Consider the following 20,228-nt stretch of genomic DNA (forward strand, 5'->3'; position numbering starts at 1 on the left):
AAATGCATTAATTATTTATAGGTGTGGAGCGAGTATAGGAAATAGCTCCTCCACCAGCGTTTCCTTCTCCCCATTCAGTAAAGGTGAGGGTCAGGTAAACATCGTCTTCCATTAGCCATACCCCAAGTTTCTTTCCAACAAGATATGGAGGGTGCTGTACGTCTCCAAGATTAGGATTCAAACCAAAATCATCGACAACACCGTTTATTGCAACATTATTATCTAATACCGAAATAATTGCTATGATATTATTAAAGCTGTAAAAATGCTCATCATCACCAAGTGTGCCATATAAGGAGAAATCTTGCCAAGCTTGGTTAGGCAGGTCATCCTGTGGTAAAATGGCCCAACGAACTCTTTTTGTACCTCCTGTGGGGTTTATAGAGGCAAAATCCTTTACAGCAGCATCTTCAGCATTATGAAAATCTGAAACTAAATCAGATGAAGAAACATTATTGTGTATTGCATCCTCTTCAAAAGTATCTTGCCACCATTGGTAGTTGTACATCGGCCCCTTGTCTTGTCTAGTGAATATCACATTGTCGGTTAGCTTGTCCTGGTTTTCAGGCAGGGTCCAATCTGCATTCGCTGCTTTGGTAAATACAAAATCAGGGCCGTCCCAGATTATTCCCAATATGCCATCACAATTGTTATCAATGTTGTCACCGAGTACTTCATCAGCTTCGGGGTTGATATCGGCATTGGCATCGTCACAATCAGTATTGTCGGTTACAAAACCTTCAAGCTCAACACAGGAATTTTGCGAAACATCTGGATTTCCATACCCATCACCGTCCGCATCTTCATAATAGGTGATTTCTTCACATCCTGGGAAAATTTCTTCATTAGTGTCGTCTGGATCGGTGTTGTCTTCCACATAACCCTCTGGCTGTGCACCACAGGTTTTTTGAGAGTTGTTCTCGTTTCCGAACCCGTCTCCATCGGCGTCCTCGTAATAGGTGATTTCGGTACAGTCAGGGAAAATCTTTGCATCAGTGTCGTTAGGGTCGGTATTATTGGCAACATATCCCTCGGGCTGTGAACAGGAGCTTTGGGAATTGGCAGCATCGCCAAAGCCATCTCCATCTGCATCTTTGTAATAGGTTTTTTCAGTACAGTTTTCATCTTTGCTACAAGACGATAAAGTGCATAATACTGCAGCAAAAAGTAGGGCAATGGTAAGATTTAATTGTTTCATATTGTCTGATTTTAGATGTTAACAATTAATGATACCCTTTATTTTGGTTCTATAGGAGCCTGGATTTACGGATGGGGAGTATGAATTGATAAATGAGGTGTATCGATTGACGGGGAGCAATAAAAAAGGGCACCAATTGGTGCCCTTTATATCTATTTTCTGTTGGGGTTAGAGGTTTTCAGCCAACCAATCACCCACTTCACTGGTTTTGTATGCTTTTCCACCATCGGCCAAATCTTCCGTGACCACACCTTCGGCCAAGGATTTGTTCACAACTGCTCTAATGGCTTCAGCTTCTTCTTTTAGGTTAAAATCTTCGAACATCATGGCTGCGGACAATACGGTTGCCAATGGGTTGGCAATATCCTTTCCGGCGGCTTGCGGGTATGATCCGTGGATGGGCTCATACAAAGAAACTTCACTGCCAAGCGAAGAAGAAGGCATTAGTCCCATAGAACCTGAGATTACAGAAGCTTCGTCGGTAAGAATATCACCAAATAGGTTAGCGGTAATGATAACATCGTACCCTTTTGGCCATTGGATCAAACGCATAGCAACGGCATCTACAAATTCGTAAGATACTTCCACGTCAGGATATTCTTTTTCCAATGCCTGAACGGTTTCGCGCCATAGGCGGGAGGCTTCCAAAACGTTGGCCTTATCTACGCAGCAAAGCTTTTTTCCGCGTTTTAATGCCATTTCAAAGCCTTTGCGTGCCAAACGTTCTATTTCGAAACGTTGGTAAGTCATGGTGTCAAAAGCGGTGTCACCGTTATCTTTTCTACCACGCTCACCAAAATAAACCCCTCCGGTAAGCTCACGTAAGATGATTAAATCTGTTCCTTCGATTCGGTCACGTTTTAATGGTGATTTGTCAATCAAAGAAGGAAAGGTAAATGTTGGACGTACATTAGCGAAAAGTTCCAGTTTTTGGCGCATTTTCAACAGGCCTTGTTCTGGGCGTACCTTGGCAGATGGATCATTGTCAAATCGTGGGTGTCCTATAGCACCGAACAGAACAGCATCAGAATTTGCGCACACCTCGTGAGTTTCATCTGGGTAAGGTTCGCCAACAGCGTCGATGGCAGCCGCTCCAGTCAAAGCTGGTGCCCAGTTGATTTCATGGTTGAACTTTTTTGCAATGGCATCGGATACTTTTACGGCTTGGTCTATGACTTCAGGTCCAATTCCGTCTCCGGCTAAAAGGGCTATGTTTAATTTCATTTATATCAATTATCAGTTGTCAATTATCAGTTGTCGGTTATTTAGTTGAAGTATGGATAAATATTCTCACTGCTCATTATCAATTGTTTATTGTATTAATTGCATATTGTATTTAAACAAGATTGAGCATTTTTTCAGTTGCTTTTATAGCAGATACCGTTTGGTCTGAATCCAATCCTCTTGTGGTAAAGTCCTTTTCTTCGGTCTGCCAGGTGATTATGGTTTCGCAGAGGGCATCAGAGTTACTTCCTGGCGGGATACGAACAGCGTAGTCCACCAATTTGGGAAGTTCCGTACCTTCTTTTATATAAACTTTTCGCAAGGCATTGATAAAAGCATCAAATTGCCCATCACCCTGTGCATTTTCCTCGTACGATTTCCCGTCAATCTCAATGGAAAGGGTAGTGGAAGGCTTTAATCCTTTGGAATGCGTTAGAACATACGATTTTACAAATACACGTTGTTGATGTAATCCTGTGTCCAGAACGTCTGAAATGATATACGGAAGATCCTCTTTAGTAACTCTTTCCTTTTTATCACCCAGTTCAATGATACGTTCGGTTACCTTTTTGAGCTCTTCGTCGTTTAGAGTTAATCCAAGTTCTTGAAGGTTCTTTTGAATGTTGGCTTTACCCGAAGTTTTTCCTAAAGCATATTTCCGTTTTCGACCAAAACGTTCAGGCAACAAATCATTAAAGTAAAGATTCTTTTTGCTATCTCCATCTGCATGTATTCCAGCTGTTTGAGTGAAAACATTGTCACCGACAATGGGCTTGTTGGCAGGAATGCCAAAACCGGTAAACGCAGAAACCAATTTACTCACTTTAAAAAGTGAGGACTCCTTGACTCCGATAGAAATTTCAGGCATAAAATCATTAACCACAGCTACCACACTTGCCAATGGGGCATTACCAGCTCGCTCACCCATGCCATTGACGGTCAGGTGCAATCCCTTTACACCGGCTTTTAGCGCCTCCATGACATTGGCAACACTTAAATCATAGTCGTTGTGGCCATGAAAATCGAAATGGGTATCGGGATAACGTTCAATAATCTGATTTAAAAAGGTAAAAGTCTCTTCATGTGTAAGCACGCCCAAAGTATCTGGCAATAAAATCCTTTTCACTGGGATGGTGACCAAAAAATCCAAGTATTGGAACACATATTCAGGTGAATTTCGCATGCCGTTGCTCCAATCCTCAAGATATACGTTGGTCATTATACCCAACTCAGATGCCTTGGCCACCACATTCGCAATGTCTTTGAAATGCTGCTTCGGAGTCTTTTTGAGTTGATGCGTTAAATGATTTAAAGACCCTTTGGTCAATAGGTTCTGTACTTTGGCACCTGCTTTTTGCATCCATTCCAAAGAAACGCCACCATCCACAAAAGTCAAGACCTCTACTTGGGAAAGAAGACCTTCTGTATTTGCCCAGTCCGTAATGTTTTTGACAGCTTCAAACTCACCATCGGATACTCTAGCCGAAGCCACTTCGATACGGTCTACCTTTAGTTCTTCCAATAGCAACTTGGCCAAGGTAAGTTTTTCGGAAGCCGAAAATGATACCCCTGAGGTCTGTTCACCATCCCGAAGGGTAGTGTCCATGATTTCAACCGTCCTTTTTTCCATTTTCAAATTCTAGACCTTTAAACTTTAACAGCTTTAAAGTGGAGTGTTCTTTGCGAATTCTTGGATATTGTTTTTGATGTTCAATAGGAAATCAATATCATCGAATCCATTGAGCATATTTTGTTTTTTGTAATCGTTGATAGAGAAACTTTCATTCTCACCAGATTCCAAAAGGGTAATGGTCTGCTCCGGAAGGTTTACTTCCAACTCTGTATTTGGATTGCTTTCGATTGCCTTGAAAATCTTATCAAGAAATTCGGCACTTACCTGAACGGGAAGCACCCCAATGTTTAAACAATTATTTCGGAAGATATCCGCAAAAAAACTGGATACCACACAACGGAACCCGTAATCGTAAACTGCCCAAGCAGCATGTTCTCGGGATGAACCTGAACCGAAATTTTTTCCTCCCACAAGAATTTTTCCACTGTAGATAGGATTGTTGAGCACAAAGTGCTCTTTTGGAGTATCGTCGGAATTAAATCTCCAATCCCTAAAAAGGTTGTCTCCAAAACCTTTACGTTCGGTGGCCTTCAAAAACCGGGCTGGGATGATTTGGTCGGTATCCACATTCTCAATTGGTAGTGGAACCGCAGAACTTTTTAATATGTTGAATTTATCGTAAGCCATTTTTCAATAGTCAATTTGCAATTATAAATAGGTTTTAAGCCAGAACTTCTTCTAGCAATTCTCTTGGATCAGTGACTTTTCCGGTAACTGCTGCTGCAGCGGCAACTAGTGGACTTGCCAAAAGTGTACGGGCTCCGGGACCTTGCCTACCTTCAAAATTTCGATTGGAAGTGCTGACCGCGTATTTTCCAGCAGGAATTTTATCGTCGTTCATTGCAAGACAAGCAGAGCATCCAGGTTCACGAAGTTCAAATCCTGCTTCGTGAAGAACATCTAAGATACCTTCTTCTTTGATGGCATCTTCAACGCGATGAGAACCGGGAACTAACCAAGCTGTAACATTGTCGGCCTTTTTTCTTCCCCTAACAATGGAGGCAAATGCCCTGAAATCTTCAATTCTGCCATTGGTACAACTTCCAAGGAACACAAAATCGATTGGTTTTCCAATCATAGCATCCCCTTCGGCAAAAGCCATATATTCCAATGATTTTTTATAGGTGGCAACGCCTCCCTCAACAGCTTCAGCTAGTGGGATATCATTTTTGATGCCCATTCCCATTCCAGGATTGGTACCATAGGTAATCATGGGCTCTATTTCTGATGCGTTGAAAGTAAGTTCTTTGTCAAAAGTGGCATTGTCATCTGAATATAACGTCTCCCAATACTTCATTGCTTTGTCCCAAGCAGCACCTTTAGGGGCAAACTCTCTTCCTTCTATGTAATCAATGGTTTTTCCATCTGGAGCGATCATGCCTCCACGAGCACCCATTTCAATACTTAAGTTACAAACGGTCATTCGACCTTCCATGGACATATTTTGGAAAACATCACCGGCGTATTCCACGAAATATCCAGTTGCTCCAGAAGTTGTCAGTTTGGAAATGATAAAAAGTGCAACGTCTTTTGGTGTAACCGCCTTGTTCAATGTGCCATTTACATTGATACGCATGCTCTTAGGCTTTGGTTGCATAATACATTGGGTGGATAACACCATTTCAACCTCACTTGTACCTATTCCGAAGGCAATAGCTCCAAAAGCTCCGTGGGTTGATGTGTGGGAATCTCCACAAACTATGGTCGCCCCGGGAACGGTAATTCCGTTTTCTGGACCGATAACGTGTACAATTCCATTTTTCTCATGTCCAAGACCCCAATAAGGAATATTGTGTGCCAAGGAATTCTCTTCCAATGCTTTCAATTGATTGGCAGATAGTTCATCCTTAACCGGTAAATGTTGGTTGATTGTGGGAGTGTTATGATCCGCAGTGGCAAATGTACGCTCCGGATATAGGACTTTAATACCCCTATTTTTTAATCCTAGAAAAGCCACGGGGCTAGTAACCTCATGTACCAAATGCCTATCTATAAAAAGCACGTCGGGCCCATTTTCTATGTGCTGCACAACATGGGAATCCCAAACTTTATCAAATAGTGTTTTACTCATGGTCGAATTCAATATTTTATAAGCTGGTAAATTTAAAGTATGAAAAGAAAACCTTTGTTATTTTGGGATGAAAATTACGATGTTCAAGGCTTGTTTTGCAACATGAATAGGGTTGACTTTTCTGGTCATGAGGATTTAAAACAAAAACCAATTCAATTGTTACCCGTTTAATGGAAGTAACCCACATTACAGAACTAGTTTGATAAAACGTTTGTAGGAATCTTTAATTTGGGTCTATGATGTAAAGAAATTACGTTCGCAGTCATATATGTGTTGGTTTTGAGTGAATTAAGGTCGTTTACGGGAATTTTAACACCCTCTATTTTAATTTAACATTGCTGTAACGGTATCAAAGCAGTGTGCTGACTACTTTAGAAGAAACGACCTAAAAGTTTATTCATTAACTCATCTAAAAACGAACAAATGAAAAAAAGTTACTCGGCCATTTCGGCCATGATACTAACTGCAGTATTTTTTATTTCCACCAGTGCTGTTGCCCAATTGAATTTTTTACCACGTGGTAGCCAAATGGCCAAAGTTTCACAGCGAATAGGAAATACTGATGTCTCTATTATCTATTCCCGTCCAAGTGTAAATGACAGGGAAGTATGGGGAGCCCTTGTGCCTTATGGCATGAATAATTTAGGATTTGGAACTGCCAAAGAATCTCCATGGAGAGCAGGAGCCAATGAAAACAGCATTTTTAAAACTACTCATGACCTTACCATAGGCGGAAAGACTTTACCTGCAGGAAAATACGGTTTGCATATGATTGTCAATGAAAACAATACGGCAACGGTGATTTTCTCAAAAAATCACGATGCATGGGGGAGTTATTTTTACAAACCTGAAGAAGACGTCCTTCGTGTAGATGTTGAAACAAAGGAAATTCCACATGTGGAACAACTTACTTTCAATTTTGAAAATGTTGATGCAACATCGGCCATTGCTACTTTGAATTGGGAGAAAAAACAAATTCCGTTCAAAATAGAAACTGATGTTACCGAAAATATCCTTGTCGAAATCAGACAACAATTACAGACTACACCTGGTTTTAGTAGACAAAGTTGGGAGCAAGCCGCAAATTTTGCTTTAAATAATGAAGGTGATTTGGATGAAGCCCTGGCATGGGTTGATGCTGCAATTGCGGGACAATTTTTCAGCCAGAAAACCTTCAATAACTTAAGTATCAAATCACAAATTTTGGCGAAGCAAGGCAAAACAGCAGAGGCGGAAGCTTTAATGGAAGAAGCATTGCCTCTGGGAACTGTTTTCCAAGTGCACGGATATGGTAGACAACTCATAGGACAAGGCAAGAATAATGAGGCTTTGGAAATCTTCAAATGGAATGCCAAAAACCATAAGGGTACTTGGCCTGTACATTATGGTTTGGCTAGAGGTTATTCCGCTTTGGGCGATAATAAGTCGACCGTTAAGCACCTAAAACTAGCTATGGAAAATGCTCCTGCACAAGTAAATAAAGATAGGGTAGCGGCTAATTTGGCCAAAGCCGAAAAAGGAGAGGGAATCAATTAACCAATACTACAACCGCAATTTTAAAAGCCCAACTTTAGTTGGGCTTTTTATTACGAATTGATACTAACTGATATAGTTCCAGATATTCGATTGTTGCATTATTTTGGAATAAGCTAACAAAATTGATTTATTTTCCTCTTTTTCCAATCTGGGGTCATCCTTAAACAGTTGCAGGGCATAAAACCTTGCGGATTTTAGTATTTGATTGTCCTTGACAATATCAGCAATCTTTAGATTCAGCATTCCACTTTGCTGTGTTCCCATTAAATCTCCAGGTCCACGAAGTTTTAAATCGACTTCCGCAATTTCAAAACCATCATTGGTTCTGACCATGGTTTGCAACCGTGTTTTGGCATCTTCAGATAGTTTGGAACCCGTCATTAAAATACAAAAGCTTTGCTCGGCACCACGACCAACACGACCCCTTAACTGATGTAATTGTGAAAGACCGAATCGCTCGGCACTTTCAATAATCATTACCGAGGCATTGGGCACATTAACCCCAACTTCAATAACCGTTGTTGCAACCATAATTTGTGTTTCACCCTTTACAAAACGCTCCATCTCATAATCTTTGTCAGCAGGTTTCATTTTGCCATGAACAATTGAGATTTGGTAGTCTGGCATCGGAAAATCACGAACTATGCTTTCATAGCCGTCCATCAAATCTTTATAGTCCAAAGCTTCAGATTCTTTGATCAATGGATAAACAATATAGATTTGTCTTCCCTTTTTGATTTCATCTTTGATGAACTGAAAAACCTTTAACCTGTTATTGTCAAACCGGTGCACTGTTTTAATTGGTTTTCTCCCCGGTGGCAGCTCATCAATTACTGAAATGTCCAAATCCCCATACAAGCTCATGGCCAAAGTTCTAGGTATGGGAGTGGCGGTCATCACCAAAATATGTGGTGGAACATCATTCTTATGCCAAAGTTTGGAGCGTTGAGCGACCCCAAAGCGATGTTGTTCATCAATAATCGCTAATCCAAGATTTTTGAATTGCACTTTATCCTCTAGAACCGCGTGGGTGCCTACCAAAATATTCAGATTCCCATTTTCCAATTGGTTGTGCAACAAGGTTCGTTCCGATTTTTTTGTGGAGCCCGTCAACAAAGCAATTTTCATATCCATTTTGCCCAGCAATTCCTTAAGGCCATTGTAGTGCTGTTGGGCCAATATCTCGGTTGGTGCCATTAAGCAGCCCTGAAACCCGTTGTCTATGGCCAGAAGCATGCACATCAATGCAACTATGGTCTTTCCAGAACCCACATCACCTTGAAGCAAACGGTTCATTTGGGCATTACTGCCCATATCTTTTCGGATTTCTTTGATAACCCTTTTTTGGGCATTGGTCAAATCAAATGGAAGATGCTCATTGAAAAATGAATTAAAGTTGGTGCCCACTTCATCAAATTTGAGCCCTTTGATTTTCTGCTTTCGCAGGATTTTTTTGGAAATCAATTGTAGTTGGACAAAGAATAATTCTTCAAACTTTAATCGAAATTGGGCTTTCGCCAATAAATCTTGATTCTTGGGAAAATGAATATTAAAAAGCGCATCACTTTTTGAGACAAGTCTTAACTCATCCATAATGGATAAAGAAAGGGACTCTGGAAATTGTCCTTTGCATTCCAAAAAAAGCTGTTGCACCATTTTGCTGATGACACGATTTGTAATACCCTTGGCACTCAGTTTTTCTGTGGAGGGATAAATAGGCTGCATGGCAATTTTTAACCCTTGCTGGTGTTCCGATAACAATTCCATTTCTGGATGGGGCATGGAAAACGTGCTTCCATAGCGTGCCGTTCTTCCAAAAACAACATAGGGTTCATTCAACTTTAGATTTTCACGAATCCATTTATGACCACGAAACCATACGAGTTCCATCTGCCCTGTTTCATCCATAAAAGTGGCGACCAAACGCTTCCCTCTTTTTTGCTCAACCGTTTTGATATGAATGATTTTTCCAACGACTTGAACATCGGCCCCACTGGGCTGCAGTTGATTGATTTTGTAGTATTGGGTTTTGTCCAAATAACGGTTAGGAAACAGGTGCAATAAATCCCGATAGGTCTCAATGCCCAATTCAGTGCGAAGGGTTTCTGCCCGATTGGGACCGACACCTTTTAAATAGGGGATGGGAGTTTGCAGAAAATTGGGATTCATCGAACTAAAATATGTAATTTGGAAGGACTTTTGATATATCCCCAATATGAAGCTTAGCCTCGTACTTGTTTTTTTTCTTTTTGCACAGCTCTTAGAAGCTCAGGTTCAGGATAAAGTAGATTTCATAAAAGGTGATGTGTATATTGAACCAAACCCTGAGGAAAAAGAAATTATTGGAACTGTCCAATACGAATTTAATGTTTTAAAGGATGTAGATTCTGTTTTTTTGGATGCCAAGAACATGGAATTTTCCAATGTCCTGCTTGATTCTAAAAAAGTAAAATTTACAAATAGTGGAGAAAACCTTGTTATAAAACGAAAGTTCAAAAAAGGTAAAAAGCATTTGCTATTTCTTGATTATAAAACCACTCCTAAACAGACAGTTTATTTTATAGAGAACACTGAATGGAGTGGAAGTGACCTTGGTGCTTTGGCTTCAACTCCGCTCAGCCAATCTAACTCATATCAAATTTGGACCCAGGGTCAAGGCAAATATACCAGTCATTGGCTACCCAGTTTTGATGATATGACCGAAAAAGTGGTGTTTGATTTGTCGATTTCATTTAACAAAGGATACCAAGTATTTGCCAATGGAATTCTAATAAAAAAGAAAGAGTATAATAACCATACTCTTTGGAAGTTTGATATGCAAAAATCTATGAGCAGTTATTTGTTAGCGTTTGCCATAGGAGATTTTAAAAAGAAAACTATCAAATCCAAATCGGGTATTCCTATTGAGTTGTACTATGAACCTAAGGACAGTTTGAAAGTTGAACCTACTTATCGGTATACCAAAAAGATTTTTGATTTTCTGGAAAGTGAAATTGGGGTGACTTACCCTTGGCAGAATTATAAACAAATCCCGGTGCAGGATTTTCTATATGCCGGAATGGAAAATACCGGTGCAACCATTTTCTCCAACACCTTTGTGGTAGACTCCACAGCTTTTATGGACAAAAATTTTGTGAATGTCAATGCGCATGAATTAGCACACCAATGGTTTGGCAACCTAGTGACTGAACAGAGTGGGGAACACCATTGGCTGCACGAAGGTTTTGCCACTTATTATGCCTATTTGGCCGAAAAAGAAATTTTTGGCGAGGATTATTTTTATTGGAGACTTTTGGAAACAGCGCAAGCGCTGAACAATTTTTCTGGAGAAGGAAACGGAGAAGCGCTTACAGATCCCAAAGCAGGCAGCCTAACCTTTTATGAAAAAGGAGCTTGGGCACTTGTTATGCTAAAGGAAAGAGTAGGGGAAGCTAATTTTAGACAAGGAATTGAAAATCACCTATCAAAATATGCCTATAAGAACGTGACCATTCGGGATTTTATGTGGGAAATGGAAAAGGCATCCGGAATGAAACTTAGCGATTTTGAGGAATCGTGGTTGCAAGAATCGGAATTTCCACTCGAAAAAGCTAAAGCATTTTTGATTAGCCATAATCCATCTATCAAAACATATTTTGAAATAAAGGATGGTATTGGAGACATGACGACTTTTGCGGAGGCCCTATTAACAGAGCAATGGGCTATGTTGACATCCGATAAATTAAAATATCAATTGCTTTTGGACTATGTAAATGACCTGTCACCGGAGTTCATAATGAAGGTTTTGAATCAAGAAAATCTGAAGGTTAGACAGGCTATAGCTTTTGCTTTAAGAAAAGTACCCACGATTATTAAAAAAGACTTTGAAAGCTTATTAAAGGATAAAAGCTATAAAACTGTGGAGTCCGCGTTGTACCAATTGTGGACTGATTTCCCAGAGCGTAGAAATCTGTACTTGGATGAAACTTCAAAAATTATAGGGCTCCCCGATAGGAATGTAAGATTATTATGGTTGACGCTTGCGTTGGCAACTCCAGACTATAAAATGGATTTAAAGCCGAAGTATTATGAGGAATTAAGTGGGTATACGGGTTCTGAACATCATTTTGAGGTAAGATTATTGGCATTCCAATATTTAAAAAGCCTTGGTGCTTTTAATGACGCTACGATAAAAAATTTAATTCAAGCGTGTGACCACCATGTTTGGCACTTTAAGAAATCTTGCCGAAAATTGCTAAAGGATTTCTTGAAAACAGAAGCAAATAAAGAAAGGTTAAAGGGCATATACCCAACACTAAGTCTTGAACAACAAAAATACATTGATAAAACTTTGGGTAAATGAGGGCATTGGTAATTTCTGGTGGTGGTAGCAAAGGTGCTTTTGCAGGTGGAGTGGCACAATTCCTGATTCAAGAAGCCCAGCACAAGTATGATTTGTTTGTAGGCACGTCTACGGGTAGTTTGCTCATTTCGCATTTGGCTTTGAACAAATTGGACAAGATCAAGGAAATTTACTCATCGGTCAACCAAGATAGTATTTTTAGCAATAGTCCTTTTTTAATAAGAAAGAAACACGGAGTTGAGATTATCACCATAAACCATTGGAATGTGGTCAAAAACTTCATCAGGGGAAAGAAGACTTTTGGGGAAAGCGAAAACCTACGAAAATTAATTCGGGAGTCCATAACGCCTGAAGAGTTCAACGAGCTAAAACAAGGTCCGACCGAATTGGTGGTGACTGTTTCCAACCTATCCTTAAATCAAGTGGAATATAAGTCTATCAAAGATTGTACTTACGACGAATATTGCGATTGGATATGGATTTCATCAAACTATGCACCTTTCATGAGTTTGGTTAGGCGCAATGGTTGTGAATATGCAGACGGCGGATTGGGAAGTTTAGTACCCATTGAGGAGGCTGTAAGGCGTGGAGCGACCGAAGTTGATGTTATTGTGCTGCATACTGAGGTAAGCCATCTAAATCGAATGCCTGCGAGGAATCCGTTTGAACTAATTACCACAATTTTCAGTTTTGTGCTGGATCGTATTGAAAACCAGAATGTACGGATAGGAAAATTAGTGGCGAACCAAAAAGATGCCATCATCAACTTTTATTACACGCCTACTATTCTAACGACCAATTCGTTGATTTTTGACAAAGAACGAATGACCCTTTGGTGGAAAAGAGGATATCTATACGCTAAGAATAAAAATGATGAAACGAGCCCCATTGACCCCAACCATATGGAATAGGGGTGTAAAACTACCAGAGTTCGCTGACCTCTTTCTTAATGAAAGCCAAAGCGGTTGATGACGGAGATTGCTTTTCCAAAGTTTTATTTAGAATGTCTTCCCGAAGTTTATCTGGCGAATCAGTTTCGCTCATTCCGGCAGAACGAATAATCTGGATAGTTGCATTTTTGGCAGCCTTGATGATGTTCCAGCATTCATCCGACATATAAATTTGTTGGGAAAGGTTGTGTTCAAATTCGGTTTCAATCTGTTTAATGAGCAAATTTTCGTAGTCACTTTTGTTTTTTCCCTTTGGCGCTACGCGAACAACCAAGCTGTTAATGGAGATTCTTTCTAGAAACAGTACCATTCGTTCATAAGCTTGTAAGCGAACAGGCAGCGTGTCTTTTTGCGAATCCTTGTGTAATAAAAAACGTCTGCGCCCATCTTCGTTTCTGGTATGTAACCTAAAGAAATAAAAAGCGACTGCTCCAGTAACTACAGCAGGAAGTAAATAAGCAAAAAGTTGAAAGATTTGATCTCCGGTCATGGGATAGTTAGTTTTTGGATTTTATAGAACTACAACGGACGAAAAGAACAAAAAGTATTCTCCACTCGAACTTGCTTATTTTTTAGGTTGATTGCCCATGTTTATTGTCAAGATGCTTCCGTTCACAATATCCTCATGGGTAAAGAAAAGGTCATCAAGACTCTTATTGTTGATTGAAGCCGATTGCACATACATATTATCAGGTGAATTATTCTCAACAATTATACTAAAGGTTTTTCCGTTTTCCAGCGGAATTTCAATTTTGTCAAAAATGGGTCTACTGATTACATATTCGGGCTTGCCCGGTGCAACTTGATAAAATCCAATGGCATTGAGTATATACCATGCTGACATTTGGCCACAATCTTCGTTTCCTATTATTCCATCAGGTTCATTGGTGTAGAATTCCTTTAAAATTTGATCGACCAACTCCTGGGTTTTCCATGCTTGACCTGCATAGGTATACATATGGGTTATATGATGACTAGGTTCGTTACCATGGGCATATTGGCCTATAAGTCCTGTAATATCTCCGCTTGCGTTGTCTCCTTCAATCACTGAAGAGGTGGTGAAAAGGCTGTCCAATTTAACTGCGAACTGATCATAACCACCATACAGTTCGGCAAAACCGTCAATGTCATGGGGAACAAACCAGTTCCATTGCCAAGCGTTACCTTCGATGTAATCGGAATGCTCATGGTCTGAGTACCTTGGATTAAAAGGTTCTCTCCATGTTCCATCCGCATTTTTTCCTCTCATGAATCCGGTTGATGTATCAAAATATTGCTGATAGTTTAAGGCTCTACGCTGAAACTTTTCGGCAATGGAATCATTATTGGCAAAAGCTGCAATTTGAGCGATGCACCAATCATAATAAGCGTTTTCTAAACCGTAAGAAATGGAGCCTGTAATTTTATCCGAAGGAATATGAAGGCCTTCGTTAATGTATTTGTTGTGTTCGGTCATGACTCTTTTTTTCCGGGGTTCATCTTTATCGGATATTAATTCTGGAATGTATGAAGCACTGGTGACTGATGCTCTCAAAGCTAATTTTTGGTCAATACCGGGCAGTTTCTTGGAAAGGGCATCGGCGATATTAGCTACTGCCGGATAACCCACCATGGTACCTGTATAATTTGAGGCAAGTGGCCATTTTGGCAATAAGCCGCCCTGCTCATATTTTGACAATAGGTTGTTGACATATGCAACGGATTTGGGTTCGTCTATAATCACCATTAGTGGGTGAAGAGCCCTAAATGTGTCCCAAAGCGAATACACCGTATAATTCTCTTCACCTTTTTTGGCGTGGTGTGTTTTTTTATCAATACCTCTGTACCTGCCATCAACGTCCTGATATAGCATTGGTGCTATCATAGTATGGTATAAGGCGGTATAAAAAGTAGTAAGTGTTTCTTTGTTCTTTGTCTCAACTTTTATGCGACTTAATTCTTTTCTCCATTTATTCTTGGCATCTGACACTACTGAATCAAAATTCCAATCAGGTATTTCGGCATTCAAGTTTTTTTCAGCCCCTTTTGCATCCACCGCAGAAATCCCAACTTTGAGCAGGAGTGGTTCGGTGTTTTTGAGTGAATCGAAACTAAGAATGCTATGTATGTTAACCCCTTGATATGGGTTCGCATTTGCACCAGTTACTACACTATCAACTACTACGCTATTCACAGTAAAAGGACTTGAGAATTTTGCATAGAAGTATACTTTATGATCGTATGCCCATCCGCGGGAATGTTTAAACCCTTTTAAAGTGCTATCATTTACAATTTCTAGTTCGTTATACAGATTATTATGACCCCAGGTCTGTTGTAATATATGTCCTAGATCAAATAGAATTCTTTTCTCGGAGGTTGAGCCGTAACTATAACGATGCATACCAGCTCTTTCAGTTGCGGTCAATTCAGCTTCAACATTATAATTGTCGAATTTGACGGTGTAAAGTCCCACTTCTGCTTGCTCATTTGATTTGTTAAAACGGGCAATGGGTTTTTCATTTTTGTCTTCAGTGAAGGGAAGTACTAAAACATCTCCCATATCACCGATACCCGTTCCGCTTAAATGTGTATGCGAGAAACCATGAATGGTACTGTCACTATAATGGTACCCGCTTGAAGCATCCCAGCCATTTAAACGCGTGTCAGGGCTGAGTTGCACCATTCCATGAGGTAAAACTGCTCCGGGGAAGGTGTGTCCATGAAATCCGGTGCCAATAAACGGATCTACGTAAGCTATAGGGTCTATTTGTGTCGGACTCTTTTTGTTTTCTTGAGAGCAGGAAAGGATAAATAAAGCTATAGCACCAATGAAGAGGAATCTTTTGCGGAAAACGATCATGGAAAAGTTGATTTGCTAATTAAGAAATCAAGATAAGGTAATCGATTTCTTTTTTATAGTTAAATCGACCAATAACCGCAGCGCAACAACCAATACATTTTATTACAAGCATAAGGCCATTGGGTTAAAAACCTAAAAAAAGAGAATCAATCCAACAATGGCCTTAAGGTACTATCTGTTAATTACAACCCTTTTGTCAAACGTTCTTTGGCTCTGTTGTAGAAGCCTTTGTGGTCGGGTTGAAGCTTTATTACAATGCCTTCCTTAAAATTGCCATCTTTTACCGAAACATTCAATGCGCCGGCGGGTACGTTTAACGTTCCGATTAATTCCTTGGAAACGGAAGCAGTCTGATCCAAAGTAACCCCGAACTCTCCTGTAATGTTCAACCCTTCAATTTCAGTCTTAAGGGTCGGATTGGCAATAATTACTTTGGATACATTGGTCAACCAAGCTTTTCCGGTATCGGTTAAATCTGTAGAGGTGTCGGAACCGAACAAGTTTGTAAGACTGTTTGATATTATGATGGCGCCCTCGCTTACATCTGCATTTGCATCTTCACCAAGTGTTTGTTTTACTTTGGTGAGCAATACAATGGCAGTTGAATCATTTGAAGCGATCATCTCGTTCAAAACACTAAGCTGTTTTTCTTTCCGTTCAAGGGCGGCCAATGTTTTGTTTACGTTTTCGCTATTCTTTTTTGAAAGTTCAGAAAAACTGCTGAGATTTTTTAACAGTGTGGCATTGGCATCTCTCAATCCCACGTTTTCCACCTCCAGTGTCTCTGCTTTTGCTTCACTGGAAGAAACTTTGCGTTTGGTTTCGGCCAATTGCTGTTGAGTATCTTGAAGATCGGTTTTGAGTTCTTCAATTTGCGCAAAAAGCTCACTTTTCTTTTGGCTAAAACCTATCGAAGCCGTTAGTAAACAAAGTACGACGAGTAGTTGTCTTTTCATAAGTAAGTAATATTTGGTTCCATTTTTCTTCAGTCAAAATTATAATGTTTTTTCGGAAGTTACATTCCCTCCCAAATAAATACAATCATAAAGTTCTTGCATAGAAGTAAAAGGAACTTCCATTTTTTGATATCCATACACAGATTCCAAATCGCTGCTCAAATAATCATCATCTACATTAACCTGAATATCTTTCATGCTAAATTGACAAGGATGCTCGTATCCAGCGGCATGGGTGATTTCCAGAAATTCTTTTCGAAACGTTTTGAAATATTGTGCCAAGCGATCTGATTTTAAGGGAACGTTAATGCCATTTTGAAGCCACTTGCTTTGGGTCGCCACTCCGGCGGGACATCTGTTTGTGTGACATACCTGAGCCTGAATGCACCCAATACTCATCATCGCTTCTCTTGCAACATTAATACAATCAACTCCCATGGCAAAGGCCATGGCTGCTTTGGCAGGGAACCCAAGTTTTCCGCTTCCAATAAATACGATTCGTTCTGTCAACCCCCTTTGCTCAAAAATTTTATAGACTGATGAAAAGCCATAGACCCATGGTAGCGAAACGTGATCTGCAAAACTTGGTGGAGCGGCACCTGTTCCACCTTCCCCTCCGTCAATGGTAATAAAATCAGGGCCTTTTCCTGATTCTTTCATCAAATCGGCAAGCTCTTCCCATTGATCCAATTTACCAATGGCGGCTTTGATTCCAACGGGAAGCCCTGTTTCATCAGCAATGTTTTCAATAAGTTGTAAAAGTTCTGGAATAGAACCAAATGCTTTATGAGTAGCAGGGGAGAGGACATCTTTTCCTACTTCAACTCCACGTATTTTGGCAATTTCAGGTGAAATTTTAGCGCCAGGTAATACGCCTCCCTTACCAGGTTTTGCGCCTTGCGAAAGTTTTATCTCGATTGCCTTGATACAGGGATTTTCGTCAACCAAGATTTTCATTTTTTCCATAGAAAAATTGCCTTCTCTTGACCGTACTCCAAAATACCCCGTTCCGAAATGAAATATTACGTCACCACCTTGTTTATGATAGGGAGATAGGCCTCCTTCCCCGGTATTATGATAAGCATCACTTTTTAGAACCCCCTTATTCATCGACTCCACAGCTGCAGCGGACAAGGATCCAAAACTCATGGCAGATACATTAATGACGGAGGCTGGTCGGTAAGGTTTTTTACGCTTGTTATGGGCTCCAATGACCTTGGCGCTCGGTAAAAAATAAGGATTTTGTTTATTTGGATGATTTTCTGGGGCTTGATACCCAATCATGGCATTTTTAACAAAGATGTGCTGGTGCGCAAAAATATCCCGATCAGTACCAAAACCCTCATAATTGTTTTCCTTTTTGGCAGAGGCATATATCCAACCTCGCTCAATACGATTGAATGGAAGCTCTTCTCGGTTATTTGCCACAAAATACTGACGCATTTCCGGACCAATGCTTTCCAGCCAGTATCTTAGATGACCAATTATTGGGAAATTATGGCTAATGGTATGTGCCTTCTGCAAAAAGATATCTCGAATGGCTACTAAAACCAAGAAGACTAGAATCCAGCCCCACCAAGGAATGGAACCCAAAAAATCCAAAATCACCTCCATTTTACATATTCAAATAATCCAATGTTAACTCGGTCATTGCTTTCACTCCCAAGAGCAAACCACTGTCATCGATTTTAAAGTCAGGGGTGTGGTGCGGAAATGATTCTGTATTTCCTGGGGTCATCCCGCCAAGAAAGAAATATAGCCCGGGAACCTTTTCTTGAAAATAGCTAAAATCTTCAGCGCCCGTGATGGCCTTATGGACTACAACATTTTCTGTTCCTGCAACCCTTTGAAGGGTCGGAACCATTTTTGGAGTTAGTGCTAAGTCATTGAATGTAATGGAAGTAGAGCTTTTTATGTCAATGGTAGCTTCACCTCCGTATGCCTTTGCAATAGCTGGTACCATTTCCTCCATACGGCGGTTGATGTGTTTTTGCATATCATAATCCAAAGTACGTATGGTACCGATTAACTCAGCACTTTCAGGAATAATATTAAAACGAACCCCACTGGTAATCTTTCCAACCGTAATCACGGCGGCCTCATTGGTCAATTCGGTTTCTCGGCTAATAATGGTTTGCAAACCATCAATGATTTTTGCGCTGATCAAAATGGGATCTACGCCACCCCAAGGTTGAGAACCGTGGGTCTGTTTACCTTTCACATTGATAACAAAGCGCTGTGCCGCTGCCATACTTCCGCCCGGTTTATATTTTATGGTGCCAACAGGGGTTTGGGAATTGATATGAAGGCCAAAAATGGCATCAACATCAGGATTGGATAAAACGCCTTCTTTAACCATAAGCAATGCCCCACCTTCTTCTCCCGGAGGTGCACCTTCTTCCGCTGGCTGAAAGATAAACTTAACAGTTCCTTTTATCTTGTCTTTGTTTTTGGAGAGAACTTCTGCCACTCCCATTAAAATAGCGGTATGGGTATCATGTCCGCAGGCATGCATTACACCGACCTCTTCACCTAAAAAAGTAGATTTTACCGTTGATTTGTAAGGAAGGTCATTTCGTTCTGTAACCGGAAGTGCATCAATATCTGCTCTGAGAGCAACTACTTTTCCGGGTTGATTTCCTTTTAGTAAGCCAACAACACCAGTGTGTGCGACGCCAGTTTGAACCTCTATTCCCAAAGACTTTAAGTGTTTGGCGATTTTTTCAGCTGTTTTAAATTCTCGATTGCTGAGCTCTGGGTTCTGATGGATATCTCGTCTCCATTCAATTACTTTATTTTCTACCGAGGAATAATCCTTTTTCAGGTTATGGTCTTGGGCCCAGGTAGAAAAACCTAGGAGCAGTAAAGCAAATGTTAGCGTTTTGTACATATTTATTGAGTTTAGAATTTTATAAGTTGATAGCCTTCACCTTGCAAATGAACCAGCGCGGTCATGGCAGACAAGGCCATTTGAACACCGTCTATTAAATCAGACTTCTCGATTTTGTGATAGGTCACAGATTGACCACAGATAATTACAGGAACTTCAGTTTGTAATAATGATTTTATCAATTTAGTATTGGGATTGTCTTTGCCATACCTTTTTTGATATGCTTCATTGGAAATTACATCTTTTGAAGCAGCACCATGCACTACCAAAGCGACCTTAAGTTTTTCAGCGGGAACACCACTTTGGGCATGCATATTTAAAAATCTAGCAGCAGTTTCTATAAGTGGATTTCTTTGTGAATGGGAATCCGGTTTTCCTGTAACATCTATAACGGCTTTATATTCTTTGTCCACATGGATTTTAAAATCAGGGTTTTCTATTTTGTACACCTTTCCAAAATCATTTATGATTGGCCCTGATTTTGATACTTGGGAATTTCCCGAAAAATGAAAAAAGATGAATAATATCGTAAGAAATGAAAATAGAAGGGGTTTTACCATTTTTTTAGATTTCCTAAATATATTCAAAT

The 20,228-nt window shown here is 40.1% G+C and carries 15 protein-coding genes; 3 read left to right on the plus strand and 12 right to left on the minus strand.

The features are described 5' to 3' along the window. Positions 1-7: 7 nt before the first annotated feature. The 5 genes from E4661_RS04965 to leuC all read right to left on the minus strand — a co-directional run bounded on the left by E4661_RS04965 (position 8) and on the right by leuC (position 6,126). A complete protein-coding gene (locus E4661_RS04965; RefSeq protein ID WP_136465718.1) occupies positions 8-1,198 on the minus strand; it encodes a putative metal-binding motif-containing protein in 1,191 nt (396 codons plus the stop codon). Positions 1,199-1,366: 168 nt separating this feature from the next. Beyond that, positions 1,367-2,422 (minus strand): 3-isopropylmalate dehydrogenase, encoded by a 1,056-nt coding sequence (leuB, locus tag E4661_RS04970; RefSeq protein ID WP_136465719.1) that lies wholly within the window; start codon positions 2,420-2,422, stop codon positions 1,367-1,369. Positions 2,423-2,534: 112 nt separating this feature from the next. Continuing rightward, positions 2,535-4,052, minus strand: a complete 1,518-nt coding sequence (locus E4661_RS04975) for an alpha-isopropylmalate synthase regulatory domain-containing protein (RefSeq protein ID WP_136465720.1) — start codon at positions 4,050-4,052, stop codon at positions 2,535-2,537. 33 nt (positions 4,053-4,085) lie between these two features. Beyond that, entirely contained in the window at positions 4,086-4,682 is a 597-nt protein-coding gene (gene leuD / locus E4661_RS04980; RefSeq protein ID WP_136465721.1) for a 3-isopropylmalate dehydratase small subunit, read from the minus strand. Positions 4,683-4,716: 34 nt separating this feature from the next. Next, positions 4,717-6,126: a 3-isopropylmalate dehydratase large subunit gene (leuC, locus tag E4661_RS04985; RefSeq protein WP_136465722.1), complete on the minus strand. Its 1,410-nt coding sequence runs from the start codon at positions 6,124-6,126 to the stop codon at positions 4,717-4,719. A 423-nt stretch (positions 6,127-6,549) separates the two neighbouring features. Between leuC and E4661_RS04990 the strand changes: the two genes are divergently transcribed. Further along, the gene (locus tag E4661_RS04990; RefSeq protein ID WP_136465723.1) at positions 6,550-7,662 is read left to right on the plus strand and encodes a DUF2911 domain-containing protein; all 1,113 of its coding nucleotides are present in this window, start codon (positions 6,550-6,552) and stop codon (positions 7,660-7,662) included. Between the two features lie 63 nt (positions 7,663-7,725). Here the strand turns inward: E4661_RS04990 and recG are convergent, their stop codons facing one another. Then, on the minus strand, positions 7,726-9,831 hold the full coding sequence (gene recG / locus E4661_RS04995; RefSeq protein WP_136465724.1) for an ATP-dependent DNA helicase RecG: 2,106 nt from the start codon (positions 9,829-9,831) through the stop codon (positions 7,726-7,728). 46 nt (positions 9,832-9,877) lie between these two features. Between recG and E4661_RS05000 the strand changes: the two genes are divergently transcribed. Continuing rightward, a complete protein-coding gene (locus tag E4661_RS05000) occupies positions 9,878-12,004 on the plus strand; it encodes a M1 family metallopeptidase (RefSeq protein WP_136465725.1) in 2,127 nt (708 codons plus the stop codon). Next, entirely contained in the window at positions 12,001-12,915 is a 915-nt protein-coding gene (locus E4661_RS05005) for a patatin-like phospholipase family protein (RefSeq protein WP_136465726.1), read from the plus strand. The genes E4661_RS05000 and E4661_RS05005 overlap by 4 nt, the downstream gene beginning before the upstream one ends. A gap of 10 nt (positions 12,916-12,925) precedes the next feature. Here the strand turns inward: E4661_RS05005 and E4661_RS05010 are convergent, their stop codons facing one another. The 6 genes from E4661_RS05010 to E4661_RS05035 form a co-directional block, all read right to left on the minus strand. After that, a complete protein-coding gene (locus E4661_RS05010; protein ID WP_136465727.1) occupies positions 12,926-13,444 on the minus strand; it encodes a DUF7935 family protein in 519 nt (172 codons plus the stop codon). Positions 13,445-13,519: 75 nt separating this feature from the next. Further along, positions 13,520-15,793, minus strand: coding sequence for a GH92 family glycosyl hydrolase (locus tag E4661_RS05015; protein WP_136465728.1), 2,274 nt, complete (start codon positions 15,791-15,793; stop codon positions 13,520-13,522). A gap of 182 nt (positions 15,794-15,975) precedes the next feature. After that, positions 15,976-16,749: a coiled-coil domain-containing protein gene (locus E4661_RS05020; RefSeq protein WP_136465729.1), complete on the minus strand. Its 774-nt coding sequence runs from the start codon at positions 16,747-16,749 to the stop codon at positions 15,976-15,978. Positions 16,750-16,788: 39 nt separating this feature from the next. Continuing rightward, a complete protein-coding gene (locus E4661_RS05025; protein WP_136465730.1) occupies positions 16,789-18,363 on the minus strand; it encodes an FMN-binding glutamate synthase family protein in 1,575 nt (524 codons plus the stop codon). 1 nt (position 18,364) lies between these two features. Then, positions 18,365-19,639, minus strand: coding sequence for an amidohydrolase (locus tag E4661_RS05030; protein ID WP_136465731.1), 1,275 nt, complete (start codon positions 19,637-19,639; stop codon positions 18,365-18,367). A gap of 11 nt (positions 19,640-19,650) precedes the next feature. Beyond that, positions 19,651-20,199: a DsrE family protein gene (locus E4661_RS05035; RefSeq protein WP_136465732.1), complete on the minus strand. Its 549-nt coding sequence runs from the start codon at positions 20,197-20,199 to the stop codon at positions 19,651-19,653. Between the last annotated feature and the right edge of the window lie 29 nt (positions 20,200-20,228).

Origin of the sequence: Flagellimonas onchidii (assembly GCF_004804315.1) — a bacterium.
Taxonomy (GTDB): Bacteria; Bacteroidota; Bacteroidia; order Flavobacteriales; family Flavobacteriaceae; genus Flagellimonas; species Flagellimonas onchidii.